The organism is Spiroplasma phoeniceum P40 (genome assembly GCF_003339775.1).
GTDB classification, from domain to species: domain Bacteria; phylum Bacillota_I; class Bacilli_A; order Mycoplasmatales; family Mycoplasmataceae; genus Spiroplasma; species Spiroplasma phoeniceum.
Window position 1 is genome coordinate 310,297 of record NZ_CP031088.1, and the last position, 24,439, is coordinate 334,735.

At 23.4% G+C, this 24,439-nt stretch carries 31 protein-coding genes and 1 tRNA gene; 16 read left to right on the forward strand and 16 right to left on the reverse strand.

The features are described 5' to 3' along the window. Nucleotides 1-101 precede the first annotated feature (101 nt). The 5 genes from tig to SDAV_RS14585 all read left to right on the forward strand — a co-directional run bounded on the left by tig (nucleotide 102) and on the right by SDAV_RS14585 (nucleotide 3,930). On the forward strand, nucleotides 102-1,415 hold the full coding sequence (tig, locus tag SDAV_RS02055) for a trigger factor (protein ID WP_114564340.1): 1,314 nt from the start codon (nucleotides 102-104) through the stop codon (nucleotides 1,413-1,415). 914 nt (nucleotides 1,416-2,329) lie between these two features. Further along, nucleotides 2,330-2,599 carry a hypothetical protein gene (locus SDAV_RS02060; protein ID WP_114564341.1) on the forward strand — a complete coding sequence of 90 codons (270 nt, stop codon included), beginning with the start codon at nucleotides 2,330-2,332 and terminating at the stop codon, nucleotides 2,597-2,599. After that, entirely contained in the window at nucleotides 2,592-3,026 is a 435-nt protein-coding gene (locus SDAV_RS02065; protein ID WP_114565576.1) for a DUF3627 domain-containing protein, read from the forward strand. Before SDAV_RS02060 ends, SDAV_RS02065 begins: the two co-directional genes overlap by 8 nt. A 154-nt stretch (nucleotides 3,027-3,180) precedes the next feature. Next, a complete protein-coding gene (locus tag SDAV_RS02070; RefSeq protein WP_114564342.1) occupies nucleotides 3,181-3,636 on the forward strand; it encodes a site-specific DNA-methyltransferase in 456 nt (151 codons plus the stop codon). Nucleotides 3,637-3,687: 51 nt separating this feature from the next. After that, the gene (locus tag SDAV_RS14585; protein WP_408641553.1) at nucleotides 3,688-3,930 is read left to right on the forward strand and encodes a DNA methyltransferase; all 243 of its coding nucleotides are present in this window, start codon (nucleotides 3,688-3,690) and stop codon (nucleotides 3,928-3,930) included. 416 nt (nucleotides 3,931-4,346) lie between these two features. Here the strand turns inward: SDAV_RS14585 and SDAV_RS02080 are convergent, their stop codons facing one another. Beyond that, complete coding sequence (locus tag SDAV_RS02080; RefSeq protein ID WP_114564344.1) at nucleotides 4,347-5,339, reverse strand: IS30 family transposase; 993 nt, start codon at nucleotides 5,337-5,339, stop codon at nucleotides 4,347-4,349. A gap of 227 nt (nucleotides 5,340-5,566) precedes the next feature. Here SDAV_RS02080 and SDAV_RS02085 point away from each other — a divergent pair, with 227 nt between their 5' ends. The 6 genes from SDAV_RS02085 to SDAV_RS02110 all read left to right on the forward strand — a co-directional run bounded on the left by SDAV_RS02085 (nucleotide 5,567) and on the right by SDAV_RS02110 (nucleotide 10,792). Further along, complete coding sequence (locus tag SDAV_RS02085; protein ID WP_114564345.1) at nucleotides 5,567-5,926, forward strand: hypothetical protein; 360 nt, start codon at nucleotides 5,567-5,569, stop codon at nucleotides 5,924-5,926. After that, entirely contained in the window at nucleotides 5,926-7,443 is a 1,518-nt protein-coding gene (locus tag SDAV_RS02090; protein WP_114564346.1) for a hypothetical protein, read from the forward strand. The genes SDAV_RS02085 and SDAV_RS02090 overlap by 1 nt, the downstream gene beginning before the upstream one ends. 4 nt (nucleotides 7,444-7,447) lie before the next feature. Next, nucleotides 7,448-7,747 carry a hypothetical protein gene (locus tag SDAV_RS02095; protein WP_114564347.1) on the forward strand — a complete coding sequence of 100 codons (300 nt, stop codon included), beginning with the start codon at nucleotides 7,448-7,450 and terminating at the stop codon, nucleotides 7,745-7,747. A 67-nt stretch (nucleotides 7,748-7,814) separates the two neighbouring features. Beyond that, on the forward strand, nucleotides 7,815-8,285 hold the full coding sequence (locus SDAV_RS02100) for a hypothetical protein (protein ID WP_114564348.1): 471 nt from the start codon (nucleotides 7,815-7,817) through the stop codon (nucleotides 8,283-8,285). 3 nt (nucleotides 8,286-8,288) lie between these two features. Continuing rightward, complete coding sequence (locus tag SDAV_RS02105) at nucleotides 8,289-10,139, forward strand: hypothetical protein (protein ID WP_114564349.1); 1,851 nt, start codon at nucleotides 8,289-8,291, stop codon at nucleotides 10,137-10,139. Between the two features lie 428 nt (nucleotides 10,140-10,567). Then, on the forward strand, nucleotides 10,568-10,792 hold the full coding sequence (locus SDAV_RS02110; RefSeq protein WP_114564350.1) for a hypothetical protein: 225 nt from the start codon (nucleotides 10,568-10,570) through the stop codon (nucleotides 10,790-10,792). Nucleotides 10,793-10,799: 7 nt separating this feature from the next. On the opposite strand, the gene SDAV_RS02115 is transcribed toward SDAV_RS02110, so the two are convergent. After that, nucleotides 10,800-11,714: a hypothetical protein gene (locus tag SDAV_RS02115; RefSeq protein WP_114564351.1), complete on the reverse strand. Its 915-nt coding sequence runs from the start codon at nucleotides 11,712-11,714 to the stop codon at nucleotides 10,800-10,802. Between the two features lie 59 nt (nucleotides 11,715-11,773). On the opposite strand from SDAV_RS02115, the gene SDAV_RS02120 reads away from it, so the two are divergent. Further along, nucleotides 11,774-13,180, forward strand: coding sequence for a hypothetical protein (locus SDAV_RS02120; protein WP_114564352.1), 1,407 nt, complete (start codon nucleotides 11,774-11,776; stop codon nucleotides 13,178-13,180). After that, nucleotides 13,180-16,056: a hypothetical protein gene (locus SDAV_RS02125; protein WP_114564353.1), complete on the forward strand. Its 2,877-nt coding sequence runs from the start codon at nucleotides 13,180-13,182 to the stop codon at nucleotides 16,054-16,056. Before SDAV_RS02120 ends, SDAV_RS02125 begins: the two co-directional genes overlap by 1 nt. Before the next feature lie 32 nt (nucleotides 16,057-16,088). On the opposite strand, the gene SDAV_RS02130 is transcribed toward SDAV_RS02125, so the two are convergent. Together SDAV_RS02130 and SDAV_RS02135 are read right to left on the reverse strand one after the other, a co-directional pair. Continuing rightward, nucleotides 16,089-16,553, reverse strand: a complete 465-nt coding sequence (locus SDAV_RS02130) for a lipoprotein (protein ID WP_114564354.1) — start codon at nucleotides 16,551-16,553, stop codon at nucleotides 16,089-16,091. A 92-nt stretch (nucleotides 16,554-16,645) separates the two neighbouring features. Beyond that, a tRNA-Ser gene (locus SDAV_RS02135) sits at nucleotides 16,646-16,736 on the reverse strand. A gap of 140 nt (nucleotides 16,737-16,876) precedes the next feature. Here SDAV_RS02135 and SDAV_RS02140 point away from each other — a divergent pair. The 3 genes from SDAV_RS02140 to SDAV_RS02150 are packed head-to-tail and all read left to right on the forward strand — an operon-like array spanning nucleotide 16,877 to nucleotide 19,269. Next, nucleotides 16,877-17,215, forward strand: coding sequence for a hypothetical protein (locus SDAV_RS02140; RefSeq protein ID WP_114564355.1), 339 nt, complete (start codon nucleotides 16,877-16,879; stop codon nucleotides 17,213-17,215). A 45-nt stretch (nucleotides 17,216-17,260) separates the two neighbouring features. Then, entirely contained in the window at nucleotides 17,261-18,667 is a 1,407-nt protein-coding gene (locus SDAV_RS02145; protein WP_114564356.1) for a hypothetical protein, read from the forward strand. Between the two features lie 2 nt (nucleotides 18,668-18,669). Then, complete coding sequence (locus SDAV_RS02150) at nucleotides 18,670-19,269, forward strand: hypothetical protein (RefSeq protein WP_114564357.1); 600 nt, start codon at nucleotides 18,670-18,672, stop codon at nucleotides 19,267-19,269. A gap of 25 nt (nucleotides 19,270-19,294) precedes the next feature. On the opposite strand, the gene SDAV_RS02155 is transcribed toward SDAV_RS02150, so the two are convergent. The 12 genes from SDAV_RS02155 to SDAV_RS11765 form a co-directional block, all read right to left on the reverse strand. Continuing rightward, entirely contained in the window at nucleotides 19,295-19,480 is a 186-nt protein-coding gene (locus tag SDAV_RS02155; RefSeq protein ID WP_114564358.1) for a hypothetical protein, read from the reverse strand. Further along, complete coding sequence (locus tag SDAV_RS11755; RefSeq protein ID WP_186823437.1) at nucleotides 19,473-19,643, reverse strand: hypothetical protein; 171 nt, start codon at nucleotides 19,641-19,643, stop codon at nucleotides 19,473-19,475. Before SDAV_RS11755 ends, SDAV_RS02155 begins: the two co-directional genes overlap by 8 nt. Before the next feature lie 101 nt (nucleotides 19,644-19,744). Continuing rightward, a complete protein-coding gene (locus SDAV_RS02160; RefSeq protein WP_114564359.1) occupies nucleotides 19,745-20,518 on the reverse strand; it encodes a DNA-methyltransferase in 774 nt (257 codons plus the stop codon). Then, nucleotides 20,508-20,996: a hypothetical protein gene (locus SDAV_RS02165; protein WP_186823439.1), complete on the reverse strand. Its 489-nt coding sequence runs from the start codon at nucleotides 20,994-20,996 to the stop codon at nucleotides 20,508-20,510. Before SDAV_RS02165 ends, SDAV_RS02160 begins: the two co-directional genes overlap by 11 nt. Continuing rightward, nucleotides 20,981-21,895: a recombinase RecT gene (locus SDAV_RS02170; RefSeq protein WP_114564361.1), complete on the reverse strand. Its 915-nt coding sequence runs from the start codon at nucleotides 21,893-21,895 to the stop codon at nucleotides 20,981-20,983. Before SDAV_RS02170 ends, SDAV_RS02165 begins: the two co-directional genes overlap by 16 nt. A gap of 1 nt (nucleotide 21,896) precedes the next feature. Next, nucleotides 21,897-22,679: a hypothetical protein gene (locus SDAV_RS02175; protein WP_114564362.1), complete on the reverse strand. Its 783-nt coding sequence runs from the start codon at nucleotides 22,677-22,679 to the stop codon at nucleotides 21,897-21,899. Further along, complete coding sequence (locus tag SDAV_RS02180; RefSeq protein ID WP_114564363.1) at nucleotides 22,679-23,005, reverse strand: hypothetical protein; 327 nt, start codon at nucleotides 23,003-23,005, stop codon at nucleotides 22,679-22,681. Before SDAV_RS02180 ends, SDAV_RS02175 begins: the two co-directional genes overlap by 1 nt. A 33-nt stretch (nucleotides 23,006-23,038) precedes the next feature. Further along, nucleotides 23,039-23,458 carry a hypothetical protein gene (locus tag SDAV_RS02185; RefSeq protein WP_114564364.1) on the reverse strand — a complete coding sequence of 140 codons (420 nt, stop codon included), beginning with the start codon at nucleotides 23,456-23,458 and terminating at the stop codon, nucleotides 23,039-23,041. Then, on the reverse strand, nucleotides 23,458-23,781 hold the full coding sequence (locus SDAV_RS02190) for a pentapeptide repeat-containing protein (RefSeq protein WP_114564365.1): 324 nt from the start codon (nucleotides 23,779-23,781) through the stop codon (nucleotides 23,458-23,460). The genes SDAV_RS02185 and SDAV_RS02190 overlap by 1 nt, the downstream gene beginning before the upstream one ends. Nucleotide 23,782: 1 nt before the next feature. Beyond that, the gene (locus SDAV_RS11760) at nucleotides 23,783-23,920 is read right to left on the reverse strand and encodes a hypothetical protein (protein ID WP_157092848.1); all 138 of its coding nucleotides are present in this window, start codon (nucleotides 23,918-23,920) and stop codon (nucleotides 23,783-23,785) included. Nucleotide 23,921: 1 nt separating this feature from the next. After that, nucleotides 23,922-24,257, reverse strand: coding sequence for a hypothetical protein (locus SDAV_RS02195; protein ID WP_114564119.1), 336 nt, complete (start codon nucleotides 24,255-24,257; stop codon nucleotides 23,922-23,924). Nucleotide 24,258: 1 nt separating this feature from the next. Next, nucleotides 24,259-24,426, reverse strand: coding sequence for a hypothetical protein (locus SDAV_RS11765; RefSeq protein WP_186823344.1), 168 nt, complete (start codon nucleotides 24,424-24,426; stop codon nucleotides 24,259-24,261). Nucleotides 24,427-24,439: the final 13 nt, after the last annotated feature.

The window sequence follows — 24,439 nt, forward strand, 5'->3', positions numbered from 1 at the left end:
TATCACCAACCGAATATTTTACGCGGTCGGAAAAAAAGTTATTTAAAGTCATTCTTTTTGTTATAATAAATTATGTGCAATAATTAGTTAAGGAGTAAAATATGAAATTTAAAGCGGAAAAAATACAAGATAAAGGAATTGGAAAATGATATGTAACCATTGATGATACAGAATGGACAGATTATATTAAAAAAGCTGAAAAAAAAGCAGCAGAGCAATTAGAGGTTCCTGGATTTCGAAAAGGGAAAGTACCTACTGATTTAATTAAAAAACATCTAACTGAAGCAAAAATTTTAGATGCGGCACATCATTTAGTTGTTAATAAAGCTTATAAGTTTGCGTTTGATCAAAAATCAGATATTGAACCATTTTCATCACCAGTTCCAAGTGTACAAAAAATTAGTAAAACAGAGTATATATTACAATTAGAATTTGATTTAAAACCAGAAGTTAAAATTAGTAAGTATACTGGTTTTACTGATAAAGAATTAAAAAAGACAAAAATTGAAGTTAAAAAAGCAGATATTGATGATAATATTAATCAATTGCGTAATCGTTTTGCAATTTTTAAACAAAAAAAAACAGAAATTACAACTGGAGATACAGTAATTTTTGATTTTGAAGGTTTTGTTGATGGAAAACCATTTAAAGGTTGTAAAGCAACAGATTTTACTTTAGAAATTGGGAGTGGTCAATTTATTCCCGGTTTTGAAGAAGCTATGATTGGTTTAAAAACAGGTGATAAAAAAGAAATTAATGTTACTTTCCCAGTTGATTATCATGTTGAAGAATTAAAATCAACTCCTGCTATTTTTAAGTTAAATATTAAGGAAGTTAAAACAAAAGAATTACCAGAATTAAATGATGAATTAGCAAAAGATGTTAATTTGAAAGGTATTGATACGTTAGCTAAATTGGAAGCACATGTTAAAAATAATATTTATGAGCAATTATTAAAACAAGAATATGATCATTTTATTGGCCATTTATTCCGCTTAATTGCAGAAGATTCAAAGATTGCTTTACCAGAATCAATTATTCGTAAAGAAGCAAATCTATTAAAACATGAGTTTGAACAAAAGTTACAAGGTCAACAAATGGATATAAAAACGTATAAAAAACGAACAGGAATGTCAGAAGAAGATATTTTTAATGAGTTATTTAAAGACGCTAAGAATCGTTTAGAAAATGGTGTTATTGTTGATGCAGTTGTTCAAAATGAAAATATTACTGCAACTGAGACAGAAATTGATGAACAATATGAAAAGTTAGGAAAACAATTTGGAATTGATGGTAAAGCATTGAAGGAAACAAAATTAGTATCCGACCAACAAGTAAAAGAACAAGTTATGCATGATAAGGTATTTGCCTTTTTATATCAAAATAATGGACTGCATAAAAAAAGTAGGGTATAAAAATATAAAGAAATTAAATAAGAATAATTAAACCATTTACTAAAATGGTTTTTTTATTTGAAAAAACCTAAAATAACTAATTGATTCAAAACAAGGACAGCATCTTTATATATTTATAATTTTTAAAATAATAAAAAATTTTTTCCTTTCTGAAAAAACCATATTAAATTAAGAAATTAGTAAATAATACACATACTAACTTAGTAAAGGTATTGTCCTTGTTTTGTTTCACTTAGTTATATTAATAAATCAATCGTTAAATATTAGATTGGAGAAACTAAAAATGGAAAAAATCAATATTATGATTAAATGCAGTAAATGCGGAATGCCAAAGCGAGTTCATAAAGTTAAACATCGCGGAAAAACAAAATGATTTGAAGATATTTATTATAGTCAATATTAAATTTGATTTATAAAAATGAAAATTATTAAACAACAAAAAAATATGTGATGTTATTAATTGTTATAAATTATCATCATTTATCACCGAAGAATTTGAAACAAATAAAATTTTATGAACTTGTGAAAATCACAAAGATTTATTAAATCAAATTAAGTATATAAACAAAGAAAAAATTTGACTTTATAATAATTTGGAAAATTAAAGGATAGAGGTTGATTGAAAAACTGGGTATTTAAAAATCTTTTTTAGTAAAATTAAATGATTCTAATATAACAAGATGAATAACTCATCTATTGCACACTATTTTTTATATGTTATTTGATTTATTAATTTTAATTTTATATTTCTTTTATTAAACTTGTTAATAGTATTTTTAAGTGTGCCAATTTTTACTATTTTATATTTTTAATAATGTTAATAACAATGTTTATTAAACATTAAATAAACAATATATAAACATTAAATATAACAATGTTTATTAAACAAATATTTAGTTAGGAGATTTTAACTAATGAAAAAACAAAATAAAAAACAGTTTATTATTAATAATTTATTATATTCTTTTGTATATTTTTTATCTTTAATTAGTTTTATTTTAATTATTTTCGGTTTTATTTCAAATAAAAGAGCAATATACGATATTTTATTTCTTTCTTTACATTTATTTTTATTATTTATTATTTTATTTTATGAAGTTAAAAAGCATATATCACAAATTAAAGAATTTAAAAGAACAATAGAAGAAAGTAAAAAAAGGAAAGATTTTGATAAAATTGAGTAATTTTGTTAAGAAAAATAAGAATATAGAAAATTGTTTTATTAGTAAGGGATTTATACCTTTTACAACAGATAAAGCAAGTTTTATTAATTTACCTAATCATAATCGTCATATTGGTTTTTGATTGAGTAATAAGTTTATTTATTCGAGTGAAAAACATTCGGAACAAGTAGCAATCGGTTTGATTTATGATAATTCTTACCCCATTGTAAAATATGATGAAAATTTAAAACGCCATATTTGAAAGTATTTAACTGGAGCAGAATTAATCAATTTATATAATAAATATAAACAAAATTATTTTACTAAAATTAAAAAAGCGTTATTTTTAAGTGAACCTAAAAAAGTAAAAACAAATAAAAATAATTTAACAAATTTAAGTATTGAAAAAGAAGAACAATTAATTAAAGACTTAAAAAGTTTAAATTAAAATATTCCCAAAAAAGTTTTAAATAATATACAAAGTTTTAAGATTATATATTAAAAATAGACATAACATATAAAGCTCACTGTATATTTTAAAACACAATAGTATAGTGCCTGCGATCACCTTTAAAGTAAAGCGAAAGGCAAAGGGTGAAAAAATGTTTAAAACAAATTTAGGAAAATTAATAAATGGAGATGCTTTGGAATTTATAAAGACATTAGAAAACGATAGTGTTGATTTAATATTAACTGATACGCCCTATTTATATAATTTATCAAAAAGAGAAAACGAACAAATAAATGAAAAAAGCAATATAACCAAAAGCATAAATAAATATATTAATTCTATTTATGATAATAATTTGCATAATTCATTTGATATAAATACTTATTTAGATGAGTTTTATCGAATTTCAAAAACTAAATTTATGTTAATTTGAATGAATAGACAACAAATTATTGATTATTTAGATTGAGTTCGTAAAAAAGAAATGCTTTATGATTTTATTCTTTGAAACAAAACAAATCCAATGCCAACTAATAATCATATTTATCAAGATAAAGAATATTGTATAATAATTTATTCTAAAAAAACATCGAATTCCGAATTATAAAAATGATTATGAAAGTAAAAAAACAATTTTTAATTATTCAATAGGAAAAAAATAACAAGACACCCAACAGAAAAACCATTATATATATTTAATCGATTAATTAGTAAATATAGTAAAGAAAATGATTTAATTTTAGATTGTTTTATGGGAAGTGGTACAACCGCGTATACTTGTGAACAGTTAAAACGAAAGTGATTGGGTTGTGAAATAAATAATGAATATTACAAAATAATTAAAAAAAGATTAAAAGTATTCAGTTTAAATTTGAATTTTAAGAGAAAGGAAAAAAATTAATATTGCTTCAATTTTTGCTAAGTTAGAAAAAATAGAATTAGAACAACAAAAACAAAAACTTTATTTAATTGCATTATCTAATTGTGGTTTGTCTGACTTACAAAAAACAGAATTATTAAACAACATTAATTTAATTGATGAATAATATAAACAAAAACAAAAAGATAAACAACAAGATAAAAAAATAGGGCTTAGTTATGCTAAATATAAAAAAATGAAAAAACAATAATTATTTTTTATTAATGTATTGTAAAGATGCAAGTAGGTAATTCTAACCTTGTTAATATGATATTATACCTTTTATCAAAAAATGCAATATTTTTTCAAAAAAAAATAACTTTTTTAAATATGAGTTAATATTTAAGCACGACAAAAAGAAAAGTTTGCTACAAATATATAATTTATATTTAAAAAAATTAAATATTAATATTTTGTAAAAATACCTCTTTGGAGGATAATCAACCTAAACTCGGTCGCGGCTTTTCATTAATAATTTTCATAACTTTATTAATTTCTTTTTGAGTAACAGTATTAAAATCAGTTCCCTTAGGTAAATATTCTCTAATATCTCTATTTATTCTTTCAACTTTTGCTTTTTGTGTCGGAGTTCCAGCATCACAAAAATAAACATTAGCATTAGTAATTTTCTCCATCTCTTTTCATTTACTAAATTCTTTACCTTGATCTGTAATAATTCCTTTTATATTTACTTTATAAAGTTTATTTCTAATAATACTTTTAAGAACTTTATTAACCTCTTCTGAATTATGTTGATTTAATTTAAAACAAATCGTATATAAACTTTTTTCTTCGGTAATAGTTAAACAAGCAGACTTATGTTCTTTTCCAACAATACAATCCATTTGAAATCAACCAAAAGTTCCCTTTTCATGTTCTGCTTCATCAATAAATCTAATATTAGTTAATTGACCACGATCATCTTTTCTCTTTTTTGTTTTATATTTTTTACCTTTAAATGGTAATTTTTTCTTAATTTCAGTATTTTCATCATCAAAAACTTTATATTCAATATATTTATAAAGTGTCATATGTGAAAATGGAAACTTTTCATTATATTTTTTTTCATATTCATAAATAATTAATCTTGGTGAATAACTTTTTTTACTTAAAATTTTCTTTACATAATTTACAACTTTTTTTGTAATTGTAGTATATTTAATAGATTTTTTTCTTTTCTTTTTATAATCATCATTTGCTTTTTCAGGATCATATTCTTCTTTAAGTCTTTCAACCTCTAATCTAATTGTATTAGGGCTTTTATTCATTACTTTTGCTATTTTAGAATAATTAGGTGTACCATTTTTCTTTTTAAATGTTTCTGATATTAAATATTCTTTTAATTTATATCTTTCATCAAGACTAAAATGTTTATATTTTTTCTTTTTCATAAGATTTAACCAACCTTTCCAAAAATATTTTTATCATAAAATTTAAAATTTTGTTGACATTTTATTAAAAGATGTTAGGATGGTGATGTAATTTAATACAAGTAGGATTATCCAACCTTAAATCTCTTGTTTAAAAATTACTAAAAATGAAGACTTGAAAAAGTCTTTTTTTATTTTACTTTTTTATATTTTTTTGTAGAATGGTGATGACAAAAGAGGTAAAAAAGATGGCAAAAGTAGATAAAAAGTGATGAATAATGGCAAATTTAACAAAAATAAAGCAAAAATTAACAAAATTTGATGAATATTGTAAAGAAAATAATATTAAACTTGCCACAAAAGAAACCTTATTAATCTTTTGTAATTTAGAAGAAGATGAATATAATACCTTAAAAGACACTAATTTATTAGCATTTAATGAACTTAAAATGAAAATAAGAATATTAGAAAATAATATAAAATTACATCTCTTAAATGAAACTAAGGGGGGTGTATCTGTATATGCTCAGTATTATGGTCGTGAAAATGAAAGTGAAATAAATTATGCTCCCCCAGTAATTAACATAACAGATGGGAGAAACATATAATGGCAATGTTATATGAATATAGTTATCTTAATAAGATAGTAATTAGTTTGTTAAATAATACTGAATATATTGCAGATGAGATTAATTTAGCAGGTAGTCGTAAAGCAGGTAAAACATATTCTATTGATGAATTAATAGCATTATTAAGTTGTGTAGTATTAGCACATAAAGATAAAAAAATAGCAATATATGGTTTTAGATTAAATAGTGCTGATACTGCTGAAATGCAACAAGATATTCAAGATGCATTAGATAAAATAGGTTTAATTCTTAATCCTACTAAAAAATGAAAAGGTGGTCATTATCAATATAATGCTAGGTTTAATAAACCTACTTGATTATTTCCTAATGGTAGTTTTATTAAATTACAAGGAGCAAGAAAAAGTAATTCATCGCAAGTATTAGGTAAAGGAACAGCACGAGCAAATGGTGCTGATTTATGTATTATTTGATTAGAAGAAGCAAATGAATTTAGTAAAGCAGAAAAAGAAGCAATTATGCAAGCAGTTCGTGATTATAAAAAAATGATATTAATTACAAGTACTAATCCTGATAGTATTTATCAAGATCATATTGATTATTTAAATAAATTAATGCCATTTAATCGTAAAGAATTAGAAAGTAATGGTGAGCAAATATCTAAATTAATAGTGCCAGTCTTAGATCCTAAAACAGGTCAAAAAGCATATGATAAAAAAGTAATTAATCATTATACTAATTATTTAATTAATAAAGATAATTTAAATTATGATGAATTAATGAAATTATATGAATTAAAAGCAGAATGACCTAAAAAATATGAGGTTTGAGGAATTGGAATGCCAGGTGCATTAGATGGTAGTATTTTTGCTAATTATTTATTTAGTAAATTATATGATTTTGAACCAGTTAATTTTAGAGCAGGCTTAGATTTAGGTTATGCTGAATCACCATTAGGACATGCTACTCATGCAATTTTAATAGGAATAGATAAAGATTATAAAAAAATGGCACCATTAATGGAATATAAACATAGTAATGCTGAAATGGTACAAAAAGATATAATGAAAGTTTTACATGAAATAGTACATTTTTATATAATATGTGCTACACAGTGAAATGATTTATATAATGGTTTAGAAATAAATGTTGATACTGGTGGTGGTCATTTAGTAGAGGTTGATACATTAAATAATATTAGACGAAAGTTTTTCCCTGATGCTAATTGATTAAGATTTAAACCAGTTAATAAAGAAATATGATATAGAACTGATAGAATTGATGCTATAATCATCCTGCTAAATAAGAATTATTTACAAATTAGTCAAAGATTAACACCAGAATTATTTAAAGATATGTTAAAAATGGAATGAAGAAAACCGCCAGCAAATAAATCTACTTATAAATTAGAAGATAATAAATTATTTGATGATGGTTTCGATGCTATGACTTATGCTGTTATGGATATAATGGAATATTTTATAAAAACACTAGATAATCCATTTTTAATAAGTAAACAATTTGGAAAGCGAGGTTAAAATTATGGCAAAAAAACAAATTAAAAAAAATGTTGAAAAAATGCGAATGGATAAAAATATTTGTTGAATGATAATTGATGGTAAAGAATGTTTTAAAAAAGTAAGTAAAAATTGAAATGGTATTGGTGTTCCTGCTTGTGAAGAACATACTAAAATATTTCAAGAATTAATGAAAGAAACTTATGATTATGGTGTAAATAATCAAAAAGAATATTTAGATCAATATGAAAAAGGTTTTAAAAAAGGTATTGAAGAAACTAGAACTGAAATTAAGAAAAAATATCCACAAGTTTACAAAAATTAAAATGATGGTAAGATGGTGACGATAGTTTTTGAAATTTTCTATAAAAAAATAATGGAGGGATTAAAGTATGTCAAACTTTAAATATGAATATAAAGAAAATATGACACAAGATGAAATTAATGCTTTATTAGAACAAAAAGAAAAGCAAATATTATCTAATGTCTTACCAAGTGTAGAAACTCGTATTAAAACTGAAACTGAAAAACAATATGAAGAAAAAATTAGTAATTATCAGTCAAAAATAAAAGAATATGAGTTATCACAAGTACCACAAGAAAATCGTAAATTAGTTGAAGAACTATTAAATAGTGGTAAAGATATGGAATATGTTAAAACTAACTTTAAAGATTTAATTGAGAAAAAACCACAATTAGATATGAAAAACCTAATGAATGGTGGAATTCAAATTAAAGATGAAAATATGTTTATTGAAGAATTATCACAAAAAATTAAAGAAAATTTACAAGATAATCATAATATTCCCATTAATGAAAGAATTAAAAACTTAGTTCAAAAAGAATACCAGAAAGGAAAATAAAATATGGCATCAATTATAGGATTACATGAAGGGTTTGTTATTGGTAATGGAGTAGCAAATTTAACAAAAGAAGGACATTTATTATTATCAGCACAAGAAATGCGAGTAAAAAATATTTTAACTAATCCTGATTATTATACATTTCACCGTTTAACAGCAACAGCACAATCAAGTCCTAATATGGAAAGTGCAGATTATGCAGTAGCAATTTATACAATTCCAGAACGATTATTTTATGGTGATTCAGAATGAAATCACGAAAAAGGAAATCCAAAACAAAATCAAAATGCTAAGCGTGGTCGTTTAGTAATTGATCATACTATTGGTTTAAAAACACAATGAAGACGATTTGATTTAGATCGTTTAAAAAATACTGACCCATCATTACGCGGTGAATTAGTAGCAAAATGAACTGGTTCAATTACAGAAAATATGATGTTTAATTTAGAATTATACTTTTTAAAAGGTGTAATTGATAATTATATTGCTAGATCAAAATTTAAACCTGATTATGCTTTTATTTATGACACAAGTACAATTAAAACTCAACAAGATGCATTAGATTTAATGTATAAATTAGCACATCGTATGACTGATGAAACAAGAAAAATTAATGCATCTCAAATTGGGACAAATACTAGTGATTGAGAAATGATATGAGAACCACATTCATATTTAGATTTAACACGAGCATATACTCAATTAATTGGTGAAAGTATTTCAGCAAATACAATGGTAACAGGTACTTTATTCCAAGATAAAGTAATGGGTTATATGATTTCTAAATCATTATGACTTGGGCAAGAAATTGAACCTTTATATGGTAAAACATCAGATGGGCAATTACAAGTTAATTTAGAGGGAATGAATAGAACTCGTGGATTTGATTTATCTATTGATAAAAAAATTGAAGGACTTGTAATTCATAGAGAAAATGCAGCAATGATTACTATTTTTACTGAAAATATTAGTTATGTTGATAATGATACACAAGAACCAGCATTTACAAGTCGTGTATTATTTTCATTACCTGCTTTAACAAGACCTGAATTAGGTTTCTTAATTGTTAAAGAAATGTTTACAGAACAAGAACAAAATGATGCCATTGCTCGTTTATGAGATAATACTAATACTACTAGTGATAGTTGACAAAAATATAATGAATTTACTGGTGAATGAGAAAACGAATTAACTTATCAATTATTAGATTATGATCCAAATTATAAAGATTTTTATAATCCTATATTTAAAACTGCAATGCAAAATACTATTAATAATATTAATAATTTAGATGTAGATCAAACAGCATTAAATATGGATGTTAAGAAAAAATATCATGAATTCTTTGGAATTATTCCATCAACTCTTGACACAGCAGAAATTAAAAAATTATTTGATAAAGTATTAGATAATAATTTAACTACATATCAAAAAAACAAAGTTATATCATTTATGCGTTCTGCCATAATATTAAGTGATGGTAAAAATGATTATCCAATTCAAATAAATTCAGCAGGTATTTATTTACCAGTTAATGAAATTGTAAGTGGAAATATTTATTTACATATTAATGCAGGTGTTATTGATAATCAAAATATTAATGATAAAAAAATATTAATTAATAGTACAACAAAACCTGCTTTATCAACAGTTATTACAACACCTAATTTAGGTCAAATTACAATGGTTGGTGATACACCAACTACTGCTGAATTAGAAACTGCTATTAAAGCAAAAAATACTAATTATCAAACTGGAGATGCAACATTCTCTAATATTACATCTACTGGCACATTAGCAACTGGAAATCCAAATAAATATAGTGGAACAGTTTCTTTAATTTATTCAAAGTAAGTAGTGCCGTAGATATTCACGATAAAATTAAAAATGTTGATAGTTTAACAAATGATGAAATAATTAAAGGAATTATTGTACCTCAAAAAGTATCAAGTGAAGATTTAAGACCGCTTTTAAATGATAAAGTTTTAAAAGCAGTTAAAGCGGTTGATGCAAGTTTAACAGCAGATGATTATGATTGATGACCGTTATATTATCAAGGTGAACCATCAAGTTATGATATTACTACAACAGATATTTATGTTGATATTTATATTGCTGGTAAAAATAATGCAACTGGTGTATCACAAGTTCAGTATTATAAAGTACAAAAAGTAAATCAAATAAGTATTAAACAATTTAATAAAGATAATATTGGAACTTTAAAAACACCTTGATATAGTGATGTTCCTGATTTAACTAAAAAAGCAGATGTAATTACTGAAATGAATACTGGTATTATTAAAGCAATTCAAAAACTTAATGCTGGTTTAACAACTTCAGATTATATTGTTAATATTTTAGATTATGATGATTCAATATTTAATGATAGAGATGAGGGTAATTTTAGCAATAATGTTTCGGTACCATATATTTTAATTGGTACAAATTGATTAACTGGTGAAACAACAGGAATGGAAATTACCGTTCCTGCTGCTACTAAAAAATAAAAAGGATTTATTTCCTTTTTATTTTATTTTTTGTTGTATTTATTGGGTTTTTAATTATATTAAATCCTTTTTTAATTTCATTATAAAGATTAATTGTTTTTGGTTTTGATATTATTTTAGTATGTAATTTTTGATAACCTAATTTTAAATTAGTAGCATATTGTTTTTGTTGTGTTAATCAATTTTTATTATCTATATATTGTTTATGATTATTTAATTTAGCATCTTTTGTATTATAAAAATTAGTACTATAACGATTTATTTCTTTATTTAATTCTAATAAGTTTTTATTAATTCTACTTGCTCTTAATTTAACATCTCCGCTACCTTTATTTTGTTGTGTATATATTTGTCAATTAACATATTCTCTTAATTCACTGCGTAATCATACATGTAATCACATATTTCAAAATACTGATCCTGATCCAGTTCCATTTTTACCAGTTGCTGATTTCATTGCTTGTCATACTTGAATGTGTACTTTTGGATATGTATATGGTCCATATCATCTTTTTTGTTTATCATTATCTGATTGAATTAAAATAGTTAAATTACCTATTAATTTTTGTTTATTAGTTATTTGAAAAAATCCCTTTTTACATCAACTACTAGATAATATAGTTCAATTACTTTCTGTTGGTGTTAATGAATTTATAATTTCTTTATATTTATTTTTATCTAAAAAACTAATATCTTTAAATAATTGTATTTCTAAACTTTTAGGTAATTTTGCTAATAAATCACTTAATATATTAGGATTTAAATAATATTGAATTTGTGCTAATTGATGTTCAATATCTTTAATGCTTTGTAAAATTGATTTTATTTTAGAATTCCCATATTTTTCTAATAATTTTATAATTCTTAATGCTATTTTAGGATTTTCTAAAATACTAGTAATTAATGTTAATAATTTTCACATATTTTGACACTCTCCTTATGGTGATTATATAATGGGTGATGACAAAAAGAGGTGTAAAAATGAATAATGAAATAGATTTTAAAGAATTAAATAAACAACCCGAATATTTAAATTATTTGGAAAAAGGAAAATACCCAATATTATCAGAACAAAAATATTATATTGATATTCCTTGAATTATTGCTAATAGAAAAGCAGCTCCATTAACTATTGGACAAGGTCTAATGTTTAATTGTGATAATGATGATACACAAGATTGAATAGAAGAATGATACGAAAAAAACTATGTTTATTCTAAATTATTTCAAAATGAATTAGCAAATAGTTTATATGGGCGTAGTGTAATGTATTTATTAAAAACAGAAACTGATGATTTAACTATTGATGTTGCACCTATTGGTTCAAGTGTTCGTATTGCTAAATATTCAGAAATAGAACAATATGCAGAAATGTGAATATTACCTGCTCAATCTGATTATATGTGATATCAAAAAGTACAATTTTATCCAAGAAAAGCAAAAATAACTTATTATACTGCAAAAGATTTAGAAATTGGTATTTGACAAACTTATGGTGAATTAGAAAGTAAATTAAGACCAGTTTCTATAATGGAATATGATACTGGAATAGATATATTACCTATTGTTGAATTTACAAATTTACCTAAATTAGTTCAAGGTACAAAAACAACAGCAGATGCTGTGCCCGATTGTTTACCTGTATTTAATTTAATTAAAGATGTACAAGATAATATTTATTATAAAAGAATTGAAAGAATTATTAATCGTACTCATTTTGTAGGACGAAAAAATACATCTCCACTTGGTGATAATGATAATGGTAATGGTGATGAAGAATTAGTACAAGCAGATGCTTTAATTAGTAGTACAGTTCAACAATATGCTATGACTGGTACTACTGGTGTTGGTTTAATTCATGCTCAACAAAATTATACTGAAATAACTATTGATAGTGATTATTCTATGAAAATGATATTTAATGGTGCAGGTTATGAATATGATAATTTTTCAGGGAATAATTATACAAATAAAACAGAGTCATTAATGAATAATAAATTAGATATTCATACTACTTTACAAAAAAGATCTTTACGATTTCCTAAATTATATCGCTTATTTGATTATATATTTAAGCATTATAAAAAATGAGATAGTTTAGATGATAACAGTCAGAATAATGATAATTTTAGACCTTATACCTTAGAATTTATAGATATATCAATAGTTAATGAAATTACTCAATCTGAGGTAATTGATAGACAAATAAATAATGGAACTATTACTCATGTTAGAGCAATTCATAAACAAGAAAAAGTAACAAATAAAAAAGCAAGAATGATGTATGAAGAAATTAAAAAAGAACAAAAAGAACAATTAGATCAAGAAATGAGTTATATTGATGATAATCAAACAAGAGAAGAAGATATTAAAGGAGATATACAATAATGCAAGTACCTAATATTAATAGTATTTTTAAAAACTTAAATGAAAGAATAATGGATAATAGTGTTAGATCTGATTTAACTAAATTAGATATTGATATTAAAAGTAATTATTTCTTTTTTCCATTTATTATTAAAACTGGTTTAGTAAATATTACTGATAAAGGTTTTCAACCTAATAATGGAGTACCACAAAACTTTACACAAATGTCACAAATATTTACTGGTAAAGAGGGAATTATTGCACAATGAAAAAATGCTATTAAAATTAGATCTCGTGCTATACCTGATATTTGAAATTATGATTTTTTCCAAAATAATAAAGATTGATTTACTTATTCTATTGATGATTTTAAAAAAAGTTTAACTGATAAAGTTAGTTATTTATATATTACTAGTACCGAAAAAACTTATTTATGAGATGCAACAAAACAAGTTTTTATTAATAAAGAAGAACCTGAGAATAATTATCCAGTTAATGATATTTGAGAAAAAATTAATAATGAAAATGGTTTTAATGTTTATGTTATGAATTTACAAAAAATTGATAAAGCATTAGATAATTTTGCTATTAAAAGAAAATTTAAAGGTGATGCTTATAAATGTCATATTGTTAATATTAATGATACTGTTGAATTTTCTAAATTAGGTGGTGAAGAATATTTTGGTGAATATAATGCTTGATATCTTGATCGTACAATTACGGTTGAAACTACTTATAATTTTCAAAGAGAAGATTTTTTAAGATTTTATTTAGTTCCTTTACAATCTGATAAAGAAGATGTTGATGATAATTTATTAATGTTTATTTCAAATGCTCAACCAAAATATAATGATTTAAATGAATTAGTATATTGAGTTATTACTTTTAGTTATGTTAAAGATTATATTAATACTACTGGACAAACTATTCAGCAATTCGTACAATTTTCAGCACCAGGTGAGGGTTATGTAATACCTAAAATAATATGAGATAATTTAGGTATTCCAAAAGATTATGAAATTAATGAGAAATTTACTGGTGATAATGGTATTAAAAGTATTCAATTAACATTATTAGGTAATAATGGTTTTACTGCACCAATTATTTTTGGTCGCCCTATTGAAAATTTAGGGAAATGAAATGAAAAAGTATATCCACAGCGTAGATTATTCATTGATGATTTAAAAATGCCAGTTGCTGATAGTTTAACAAAATCATCAAAACCATTAACTACTTATTTATTAACGAATGGAATACCCGCTATTAATGGTCAATATGATAATTGATTAAAAAGAAAACAAGGTCAAACAAATCAAGAAATTAAAAAGAATTATGAAGGTTATTTAAATACCAATAGAGAATTAACAAAAGCAACTAACCCAAATAATTTAACTATTAAAGATGTTGCATTAAATTATAAAGGTAATGGTGTTATTAATCGTGATTATGATGTTAGAGCAAATGGTTATTTTAAATATAATTTTGATATTGGACATAATAAAATTAATCCAAGTAAAAATCGTGGGCAATTAAAAGATATGTTAAATTTATTTAGTATTATGGTTAATCATATTATTAGTTTACCAATAGATGTAACAGAAAGTATTGCATGAACTCAGAGAGATATTCCGATTGTTGGTAAATTCTTAAATGCAATAAGTTTAGGAATTCCGATTTATTGAAAAGAAATAAATAAAAATACTAATAATTTATATCCAAATATTAATAATGGTATTCCTTTATTTATTGGAAAAGCAAATTATACTTTTTATGATGAAAGTTATTGACCTATTGTTGGAAGTGGTGGTACACAAGCAAAAAATCAAGGTAATATCCCCTTAGATGCTTTTAGATATAATACCCAAGATGAGGTAAATGATATAATTGGTGCTAGTGCAAGTAATACAAGTTGAGCATTTACTTTAACTGATAAAATAACAGCATCAAGATGAAATAAAAAAACAAAAAAAGAAGATGGAAAAAATTATAGAATTAGTAGTGTTATGATACCTCAATCACTTAATAATGAAGATAGTATTTATTTAATTAATGAAGAAACAATATCATTACCTACAATGGAAAGTCAACAAGTTTTAACTGATATTGTTGGTAGTGGTCGTTATATAATTGATGCAGTTGGATTTTATAATTTAGGTAAAACTGCTTGTCGTATTTATATGTTTTCTGATGATATTGATATATATGACCCATATTCAATTATGAGTTATTTTGTTAGTTTACAAACTACAAGTTTATATAATAATTCAGTTCGAGATTGATTAACTCTTTATTCACTTAGTTATTTAGATCAATATATAGATGATAATATTGTACATGAATGACCTGTTAAATTACCAGACCCACCACCAAGTATTAATTTCTATCCAGTACAAATTAATTTATCAGAAATTAGTGCATATTTAAGATTAAATTCACAAAATCTAAATCCAAATTGAATAAATAAAAGTTATATAATTAGAAAAGATTTATTTGATTTTGGTACATTTGGAATTACAAATTGACAAACAGTTTTAGATAATTATGATAATTTTAGTTTTCAAATGTCTAATGCAAATGGACACTTTTATCCAAGTAGAGCAAGTAAATATCCAGAACATAATTATGATTGAAGAAAAAATATATTAGTTAATTTAAGCGAAATTACAGAATCTGGTACTAATGTTTTTAATAATCATGAAGAATGATTTGTAGGTAATCCTGATACAGGACAAGGTTATAAACTTGATACTAAAATAGTTTTTTATAGAGAAAATATGTATTTAAAATTACTTATTAGTTATACAATTGACCTAAAATATATTTTAGATGGTGCATATGCAGAAATGGCATTTATTAATAATCCAAAAATTATAAATATAAATTTAAAAGAAAAATAAAAGTGCTAACTGCACTTTTTATATTGTACTTACTAAACAATATTTCCATCTTTATCAATATTTGGAATATTTGGAATAGAATTTTCTTTTCATACATATAGTGATTTAAAAAAAATATTATTAAAATCATTTAATCATTCTTTAATGAGATATTTTTTATTATTACGAATTTGATTAATTAATAATTGTGGAGTATTTGAAATATCACTATTTATTTCAAGATTAAAATTATCTTTTTGATCAATAATTATATTTTTTGTTTCGTATTTAAACATACTTATTTTTCAATCGTCATTATTTGATGTTCTTCATATCGTTATATAATAATTATTATCTATATCTTTGAATGGAAAATCAATAATACATAATTGATGTCAATTTCCTTTATTATTCCTTTCACATTTAGATTCATCATATGGATTTTTACAACTTACTACCCCTAATGTACTTGTTCCTACTAAACTAATTGCACCAATAATACTTAATAATCTTTTCATTGTATTCTCCTTTTTATTTATTAGTTAAATTATATAATAAAAAATAAAAAAAGAGATATTAAATCTCTTTTTTATATTTACTTTTTATTAAATGGCGGAACAGGAGAGATTTGAACTCTCACATCGGTTACCCGACCTAACATCTTAGCAGGATGTCCTCTTGTCCAATTTGAGTACTGTTCCATATAGAAATACTAAAAATGTCATTTATTTTACATCTTTTTTAATCGTCATCATCATAACATGTTTTTTAAATAAGTGGTGGACAAATTTTATCTTGATGCTAAGATGGTGATGTGAAAATTAAGAAAGGACGATAAAATATGAGTACAGAACTTTTAATTGGTATTGGAGTTGGAATTGCTTTTAGTGGAATTTTAGGTTATAAAGGATTAGAACTTTTAATTAAAAAAATAATTAAAAATAAAGTTAAAGAGTCTGCAAATAAAGTGGTAGGACAAGAAACATTAGATGCTATTCATTTAGGTTTATTGCAAACTGCTAATACTTTGGGTCTTGGTAATACTGAATGAGCACAAGTATTAGAAACAAATAAACCTGTTAGTGAAGAAGAATTTAATCATATTGTTAAATTACAAAGAGCAAAGAAATCAATTTCTAAAAAAGATATTAAATTATCGGATAAAACAATTAAAGTCTAAAAAAGACTTTTTTTGTTTATAATGGTGATGCGAAGAGGTGAAATTATGGCAGATATAACAAAATTAGAAAGTTTTAAATTAATAACATTAGAAGAGTTTAAAAATTGAGAGGGTTTTGATAAATTAGTAGCACAATATGGTAAAAAACTTTATGATGATACTATTTCAAATTATTTAATTGAGGGTATTACAAGAGCAAGTTTACAATTAGATAGTATTTGTGGTTATCGTTTAGAAACTGAGTTTCCATTGCTTGATCCTAATAGTGAAATTGATAAAAAGCGGATTAATTATGTAAAAATTGCTTGTTGTTTGCAAACTCAATATTTAATAAGAACTGGGATTGAATATTCAAATGGTGGTGAAAATAGTAGTGATAGTGTTGCAAGTTATACATATCCTAGTAATATGAAGATAGAATTTTCCCCTGATATTATTAGTTTATTAGAAAAAGCAAAGTTTTATAAATCACAAACTATAACTAAAATAAACCCTGATAATTATGGTTTTAAAAATGAATATAATACTGGATTTGGGCAACCTGATACTAATCATAAAGATCGACCAATTATGTTAAGTGAGGCAGATGCTAAATATGTATGAAAAAATAGTATGTTTACATCTAATACTTTATCTATTATTCCATGATCTAGTACTGAAAAAAGTGGAATATGACAAATTGAAATATCAAGGGAATTATTAGCAAATTATATTGATAATTATATAAAAAATATTTCCGTTAAACTTGATAATAAAAGTATTATATATAATTCTAATAATGAATTATCAGTGCCTTTTGATAATGATACGATTTATTATGAAAATAATGTATGAAAAGCAAAACAAGGTGGTGATATACCATCTGATGTTATTAAAGATAGTGATTTAAATAAAGATTATATTGATAAAGAAGATGGAAAATATATTGTTAAAAAAGCACAAAGTGGTAGTTCAATAACAGTTAATGCCCCGTTACATCAAAAAGATGATAGTAGTTTAGAATTATTATTATCAGATGAATTTGATATTGAAAATAATAAATTATCTTTAAATAAAGGTTTAAAAGATACTATTGACCAAATGTTAAAATGAATGTTTGAAATAAATAAAAAAATTAAATGAGAAAAAGTATCGATATCATATACACCTGATAGTGCTAAGTATATTGATATTCCTGAATTTTCAGAAGAATATCGTTATCAAGTTTGATTATCACCAACTAATCGTAAAGGTGCTGAAGGTATGTTATGACTTGAACCACCTTATTTTACAGAAACAAAAGAAAATAAAACTTTATCTAAACATCAAGCAACTTGTTTTATTGATGATTTCGATAAAACCCCTTATAGTATTGCTTTATATAGTGCTAGTGGTCGGGTTTATTTAACTAATGGTTCAGAGGGTTCTAATATACCAATTAATAGTGTTCGTATTTTTCGACAAGAGGTGTAAATATGATAGATAAAGAAAATATTATTATTAAAAATGAAAATGGTACTTATTGACAAAGATTAGGTTTTGAACAAAGAAATCCAAGTCAAAGTTTTAAAGCATGAAAAAATCGTAAGTTTTTAAAATATGATAAATATCCATTTCATATTAAAAAAGCATATATTATGCGATATAATGCTTTATCAATTTTATATCATACCCCATTTTTAAGTTTATATGGTTTATTTTTTACTAGTTTACATTTTAATTGAATACCAACATTAGAACCAGTTAAAGAGTTTATGTTTGGTCAGCACAATATAACTGATGGTGGTTTTTTTGGATATGCTGGGATTGTTATATCATATCCAATATTACATGGTACTGCTTGATTGACAACAAAAATACCTAAAATACCAGCAATTAAATTACCGATTGGTAAATGTTTAGAACAAGTTTATAAAATACCAAGTTATATCTTATATTTAATATTATTGGGTTGATTAATATTTCGTAAATATCTTAAAAAACATAATGTTAATATTTGTCATAATTGTAAAAAAACAATAGAACAAGTTAAAAGTTGAAATGAATATTGTCTTAAAAAAAGATGAAATAAATAACATTTAAAAAAATAACCAATTAAGGTTATTTTTTATCTGTTTTTAAGATAATTAAATTCTTTTCACCATATTTATTGATTAAATATTCTCAGTCTCAGGTTGAATTGATATTTACATCTTCAACATCAATACCAGTTATATATTCACCAAGAGGAGTTTTACATGGAATATTACCTTTTTCAGAACGATAACATAAAATATATTTATTCATTTTTATTATCTCCTTTATTATTTACAATATAATAATTGATAAAATGCTGTACTCGTTGGTTATGTGTATATAATTCGGGTAATTCATTTCATATTTTTGCTTGTTCTTTATTTAAGTAAACATTAATATTTCTAATTATAACTTGATGATTTTTTGTTTTCATTTTTAAATAACCTTTTATAACAAACATAATGCATTACTTTATTATTTTTAGAAACAATATTACCATAATTAATATTTTTATTACATTCATTACATTTTATTTTAATAGAATAATGTTGGTTGAACATACTTTAATCGCTCCTTTGTTAATTTATAATATTTTTCATTAATTTCTATTCCAATTCAACGCCGATTTAATTGTTCACAAGCATACGCGGTTGTACCACTTCCTAAAAAACAATCTAATACAATATCTCCAACTTTACTATGCTTATTTATTTGTAATTTAATTAAATTAATATCTTTAATAGTAGGGTGTTTTATATTTCCTATAAATTGATTATTACTATTAGTAATTTGATAAATAGTCTGCATATCTTGATTTCAAACATTACTATAACTAATTGGGTTTTTGTAAATATATAAACATAATTCTTTATCTTTACGATATGCAGCATTAGTAGGTGCATCATTTGTTTTTTTGTAAATTATTAATTCAAACTTTAAGTTATAATTTTCTATTTCAATTAAATAATCTTTTAATTGTTGTTTTGATAAATAAATTATAAAATTTGGTTTTTTAATAATTCGCATTCATTCTTTAAAATATGATGGTATATCAAAACTACTAATAAATTCACCTTGTAAAAATTCAAGTTCCCTTTTACGAATTTGATATTGAATATTAGAACAATTAGGATCTTGTATTTTTTTTAAATTATATTTAATATGCTTTTCTTTATTTTCTAATTTTTTAGCAATATCAGGGTAAAGGTAAGGTGGATCAGTTAATATTAAATCAATACTTTTGTCAGATATTGTTTTTAATATTTCTAAACTATCACCAAAATATAACTGACCTAATTTAGTTTTCATAATTAGCAATTATAATTGCATCGCGGAGATGATTACTTATTTTTTCATTATTATAAAATCAACCTTTACCATATTGATAAGTTAAATTAGGATCTTTATCATATTTTCATAAACAACTATCATTATATTTACTTAAATTTTTAATATTTTTAACAACTGATTTAGTATATTTTGGTGATACTCAATTAATTTCAATTTGTAAATCATTTAATTTAATTTCTAATGCACCTAATAATCGTAATAAATCATCTCTATCTTTTGACCCATTAGCATTTGTTGGTAAACAATTTTCAATATTAAATTTATATGAATTTTTATATCTAAATGCAGAAAATGAATCTATTATAAACTCTAATTGTTTTAATCAATTATTATATATAATTTCAATTTTTCTAATAATTTTATTATCTTCATAAATAACAATACCAGTAGTACCAGTACCTGATGGGTCAATACCTATTTTTATCAAGTTGCTCACTCCTCATCATTATTAACTGCTGGTACTACATTTGAGATATCTTCTTCTTTAACGACATTATCGTTAGTGTCTGCTATTTCTGGATAAGATGGGGTATTATTTATATTATTTAATAATGGTTCATCGCTCATATGCCCTTTATTTTTGGCGACATTAGTATCATTATCAATATAAATATTTTCATCATTAGTAGTAATAACTGATTGATCTGATTTATATGCTTGTTGTAATTCAACAGACATAATACCTCATTTTCTTAATAATGATGTTAATACTGTTTTTAATGCCATTTCATCATAAGTAGCAATATAAAATGATTTATTTTTAGCATAAATTTTAGAATATTTCATAAAATGATTTTCCATTTGTTCTTTTGTCATATATAAAGTTTTTTCAAACCCATTAATTAATTTAAAATATGTTACATAGCCTATAATTTCCAATTTTTCTCTTTCATCTTCATTTTGTATTCAATTAAAACTAGTTCCTTTTAAACGGTCATAATTTACTAATTCACCAACTCTAACATCTGTTACTGCTATATCTAAATATTGTCCACTTCTTTGTGCTAATTGAATATAACCTTTATAACCCATTTGAAATTGTGCTTGAATAATTCATTCTTGTACTTCACGACCATTAATAATTCTTGTTATTTTAGTATTATATGGAACAACATAAGCATAACCAAATTGTTTTTCCATTGGTAAATTTAATAAAACACCTTGATAACAAGCAGTCATAATAGTTCTTGGGTCTGCTTTTTGTAATAAATCATTACTATTTGAGATTGCTACAATATTACTTTTAAATCTTGCAATTTCATTTTCATTAGAAAATTTACTTTTTATTCATTCATTTACCTTATCTGTTTTTAAAAATTCAACAATATTTGTCATTTTATTTCACTCCTTTAATTTTTATATTTATTCCTTTAATACCAACTACTTTATTATCAGTATTTGTATCTCATTGTGCTTTAATTGTATTTTTAACTAACTTTTCATTAACAATTAAATATTTAATTAATTGCTTTAATTCATATTGATTAGCATTTTCTAAAAAATCATTATCAATTCCAATTACTTCAATATCTTTGATTAATAATTTTTCTTTTATTAAATTAATACCAACTTTTTTTAATTGTTTTGGTTCTAATGATTTATCAATTTCATCTACTTTTTCCATTACACGAACTTGTTCATCTTGAATTTGGTCTATATCAAGACCCATATCTGGTGTTAAACTATTTGCTTTTTCAATTAATTCTTGTTTTTTTAATTCTTGTTCTTTTAAAAACTCTTGTTGTTTTTGTTTACGAACTTGTGTCAAATTATTATTAATTTCAACTCTGTATCTTTCAATATAATTCCTATAATTAGTAATTATTTTACCAATTCTATTGTGTTCATCTAATAATTTTTGAATAGGTTCTAATCATTCTTTAAAAACAAAATTATTTTTAGTAATAGCACTTGGAATATCTTTTAAATGCACATCTTGATAACCATTTAATGCATAATGATTAATATGTCTAAAAATATACTCAGTTAATTCTTGTTTATTTTCTTCTTTAAATTTTTGAACATTATATGCTAAAATACTTTCATTTTTAAAATCATCTCCTTTTAAAGGAAATTGAAATGTAATATTATTTACTCTATTTTTTACAATATCACTCATTATTCACCCTCCTTACTAGGTAATTTGTCATATTTAGAATTATCTTTTAAATCAATTATTCTTTTTCATTTACAAGTTGAACATCTGTCATCAAAAGGAAAATAATCATCTATACAATTAATACAATAATCAAATTCTTTAAAATCTTCTTTATATAATATTTGTTGTTTTAATTCAGCAAGTTCTTTTTTATATGTTTCTAAAATATTTTCAAATATTTCTTTATATGATTCAAGAATAACAGGAAAAGTCAAATCCCCATATTTCCCCGAATCATCTGCTCAATCTAATTGGTCTTTTATTAATTCTTTAACTGTTATATTCATTATTCATCGTCCTTACTAGGTAATTTGTCATAATTATTCCTCTAAACTTTCATATTTTTTATATTCAATAATACATCTAATATCTAAATTTAATATATTTCCATAATCTGAACAATATTCATCATGTTCAAATTCATTAACTACTTTAAATAAATTATTATCATCGCAAAACTCCTCTGATTCACATTCATTACATTCAATATAGTGTAAAGTTATATCACTTTTCTTTAATTGAAATTGCTTTAATTCATCAAGTTCTTTTTTAAGTTTTTCATTTTCTTCGATTTTGTCTTCAAACATTTTATTAAGTACTTCTTCAGTTTTTAAACTTCAATTTAAATCTTTATTTAATTCTGTAAGTTCTTCTTTAAGTACATCATTATCACAAAATAAACAATAATCAGAGTTAATTTGATTAACAGGGCATTGACATTTTTTACAATATTTTGCCATTATTCATCCTCCTTAATAACAGTTAATTGGTCTAATTGTTCTTTTGTAATTCTAGCACCTAATAAAAAAGCATCTTCTAAATTAGCACATACTAAACAAGCATTTTCTAAATTAGCACTTCGTAAATTAGCATATTCTAAATTAGCATTTCTTAAATCAGCACTATATAATTTAGCACCAGTTAAATCTGCTTCTTCTAAATTAGCATTAATTAAATTAGTACCTTGTAAATCTAATATTTCATGTTCTAAATAATTATTTATTTGATTTTGTTTAACAGTTATTCCTGTTAAATCTTTAATTAAATCTTGTAATGTTTTCATTTTATAATTCCTCCAAATTCTTTTCTGCAATTAAAGTATCAATATAGTCATAAGCACTTTCTTCTGAATGACATTCTTCTAATGCTTCATTAAATAAATCTTCTTTTGTGTAAACTTTGCCATCTTCATCTTTTCACATATTATTTATTCTCCTTTAATATAAGTTCTAATAATTTAATAGTTTTTTTATGATTTTCAATGCTTTCAGTATATGGTTTACACATATTTAAACTTTTTTTAAGATATCCATTAAGATTTTCAATGCTTTTTTCCCTATTTTTTATTAATTCATTTATTGATACATAGTCGTCGCTACTTGATATTTCTAACAAGAAATTACCATCATTATCAATAATATTAATAGCGGTATCTTTATTTTGTTCTTGTGATGAAATTTTATAGCAGTACTCATCATCTAATTTATTAATAATTTCTTTTTGAAATTCTGATAATTGTAAATTTCTAATTTCTTTCATATTATTTATCTCCTTGTCATTTAATATTTTTATCTTCTAAATCAATAATGGTTGTTTGAGAACAACTTTTATTTTTAGCAGTATATTGTGCTTCTTCTAATGTATAAAATAATTCAGTATCTATTCCAGTAAATGAACTATTTGTTATTAATAAATATCTTTTTTCCATAATTTAATTCCCC